Annotated in this window: 3 protein-coding genes; 2 read left to right on the forward strand and 1 reads right to left on the reverse strand. The window is 70.3% G+C overall.

Annotation, left to right across the window (positions count from 1 at the left end; all coding sequences use genetic code 11):
- On the forward strand, positions 1-508 hold a 508-nt coding region (locus E1181_RS32435; RefSeq protein WP_132679952.1), incomplete at its 5' end, for a transglycosylase SLT domain-containing protein.
- Between the two features lie 66 nt (positions 509-574).
- On the opposite strand, the gene E1181_RS30960 is transcribed toward E1181_RS32435, so the two are convergent.
- Complete coding sequence (locus E1181_RS30960) at positions 575-1267, reverse strand: FadR/GntR family transcriptional regulator (protein ID WP_132679953.1); 693 nt, start codon at positions 1265-1267, stop codon at positions 575-577.
- Between the two features lie 168 nt (positions 1268-1435).
- Here E1181_RS30960 and E1181_RS30965 point away from each other — a divergent pair, with 168 nt between their 5' ends.
- Positions 1436-2824: a GntT/GntP/DsdX family permease gene (locus E1181_RS30965; RefSeq protein ID WP_132679954.1), complete on the forward strand. Its 1389-nt coding sequence runs from the start codon at positions 1436-1438 to the stop codon at positions 2822-2824.
- The last annotated feature ends 65 nt before the right edge of the window (positions 2825-2889 follow it).

The following is a 2889-nucleotide window of genomic DNA, read 5'->3' on the forward strand; positions in this document are numbered from 1 at the left end:
GCCCGCGCCTGCTCCCGCCCCGGTTCAGGTCCCGGTTCAGGTCCCGGCCGCCCAGCCCCAGGCCGCGCCCGCCCCCGTCGCGCAGCCCGCTCCGGAAGCCCAGCCCGCACCCGAAGCGGCACCGGCTCCCAAGGAAGCCCCGAAGCCCAAGGACCAGATCGACGCCTGGATCCACGAGGCCATCCAGGTCATGGAGAAGAGCGGCATCCCGCGCGACCAGATCGATGCCGAGGCCATCCGGACGATCATCATGCACGAGTCCAACGGTGACCCGAGCGCCACGAACAACTGGGACTCCAACGCCGCGGCCGGCACCCCGTCGATCGGTCTGATGCAGACCATCGCGCCGACCTTCGAGTCCTTCGCGCTGCCCGGCCACCAGAACATCTACGACCCCGTCGACAACATCATCGCCGCCACCCGCTACTCGATCGAGCGCTACGGCTCCGTCGCCGACGTCCCCGGCGTCTCGGGCCTGCGTTCCGGCGGCAGCTACCAGGGTTACTGATCCCGGGCCGAATCCCTCGCGACCACTCCCCCGAGGTCGCGAGGGATTCGTGCGTTCGGGGGCGGTTCAGGGCTCCAGGCCCTCGAGGGTTCCTTCGAGGGCTTCGGCCACCAGCTCCCGCATGGCCCACTCAGCGCGGACCCGGTCCCCCGCCCGGATGCACTCGGCGATCTCGCAGTGCAGCCGGACCGCGACCGGACGCGGGTGCACCGGCATCAGGCCGTGGCCCGCGCGCCACCGCAGCAGCTCCTCGACGACCTCGTGGAGCTGGGCGAACATCTCGTTGCCGGAGGCGGTGAGGATCAGCCGGTGGAACTCGACGTCGGCGTCCATGAACGCCTCCAGGTCACCGGCGCGCGAGGTGGCCACCATCCGCTCGGAGAGCGCGACCAGCCGGGCCGCGTGGTCGTCCTTCGCGCGGTCGGCGGCCGCCGCGGCGGCGACGGGTTCGACGGCGGTGCGCAGTTCGGCGAGGGTCTTGAGCTCGGCCGAGCGGTCGGCGGCCAGCCGCCAGCGGATGAGCATCGGGTCGAAGCTGTTCCACTCGTCGCGCGGGCGCACCACGATCCCGACCCGCTTGCGGCCCAGGACCAGGCGGATGGAGGCGAGGGTGCGCACGACCTCGCGGGCGACGCTGCGGGAGATGCCGAACCGCTCCTCCAGCTGCTCGATGCGCAGCACGCTGCCGGGAGCGTGGATGCCCGCGGCGATCTCCCCGCCGAGCACTTCCAGCACCTTGCCGTGCAGCCCGCCGCTCATCCGCCACGCCCCTTCACCGGTGAAAAACGCGTTCGACCAGTGCCCGAGAGTAGGCGGCGAACCCGGGTGACCGGCGTAACAGTAATACTTAATCGGTCATGAAAAGCTAAAAGTCATACTTATTGCTTAGGCTGTGGCGCGCACCAGCTGCTCAACGAGGAGCCCTCCATGCTTTCCAGCCTTTCCGCCCCGCTCGCCCAGGCAGCGTCCTGGACGGCGCACGACACCCGTCTGCTGAGCGCCGCAGTCGCCGGCATCGCGGTGATCGTGCTGCTGATCAGCTGGGCGAAGCTCCACCCCTTCCTCTCCCTCGCGCTCGGCGCGACCACGCTCGGCGTGGTCGCCGGGATGCCCTTCGGGGACCTCGTGGACACCTTCACCGAGGGCCTCGGCAAGACCGTCGGCGACGTCGGCCTGCTCGTCGCGCTGGGCGCCATGCTCGGCAAGCTGCTCACCGACAGCGGCGGCGCCGACCAGGTCGTCGAGACGGTCATGCGCCGCACCACCAGCAAGACGCTGCCGTGGGCGATGGTGTTCATCGCCGCGCTGCTCGGCCTGCCGATGTTCTTCGAGGTCGGCGTCGTGCTGCTGGTCCCGGTCGTGGTCATGGTCGCCGCCCGGACTGAGCAGCCGATGCTGCGGATCGGCATCCCGGCGCTGGCCGGTCTGTCGATCCTGCACGGTCTCGTCCCGCCGCACCCCGGTCCGCTCGCCGCCGTCGACGCGCTGCACGTCGACCTCGGTCTGACGCTGGCGCTGGGCATCGTGGTGGCCATCCCGACCGCGATCGTCGCCGGTCCGCTGTTCGGCTCCTACATCGCCAAGCGCGTCGACCTGCCGCCGGCCACCCAGCTGCTGGGCAAGGCCCCCGAGCAGCAGGAGCACCCGCACCGGCCGAGCTTCTTCGCCGCCGTGGCGATGCTGCTGCTGCCGGTCGTGCTGATGCTCTGCAAGTCGGTCGCCGACCTGGCGCTGGCCGAGGACACGCTCGGCTACACGATCCTGGACACCATCGGCACGCCGGTCGTGGCGATGATGCTGACCGTCCTGATCGCGATCGTGGTGCTGGGCCGCGGCGCCCGGTTCTCCCGCTCCCAGCTGTCCGACGTCGTCGGCGGTTCGCTGCCCGCCATCGCCGGGATCATCCTGATCGTCGGTGCCGGTGGCGGTTTCAAGCAGACCCTCGTCGATTCCGGCGTGAACAACACGATCACCGACCTGGCCGCCGGGGCGAACCTGTCGCCGCTGGTGCTGGGCTGGCTGATCGCGGTCGGCATCCGCGTCGCGACGGGTTCGGCGACGGTCGCCACGATCTCGGCCGCGGGCATGGTCGCACCGCTGGTCATCGGCCTGCCGCCCGCTCAGGGCGCGCTGGTCGCGCTGGCGATCGGGTCCGGCTCGCTGTTCCTCTCGCACGTCAACGACGCCGGGTTCTGGCTGGTCAAGGAGTACTTCGGCATGACCGTCGGGCAGACCCTCAAGACCTGGTCGGCCATGGAGACCCTCCTGTCGGTCGTCTCCTTCGTCGTCATCCTCGGCATCTCCGCCGTCGTCTAGGAGGACACCCGAAACCCTCGAAGAACCCCTGGAATCCCCACCGGACTCCAGGGGTTCTTCCGTCC

The sequence above is a fragment of the Saccharopolyspora terrae genome (genome assembly GCF_004348435.1).
GTDB classification, from domain to species: domain Bacteria; phylum Actinomycetota; class Actinomycetes; order Mycobacteriales; family Pseudonocardiaceae; genus Saccharopolyspora; species Saccharopolyspora endophytica.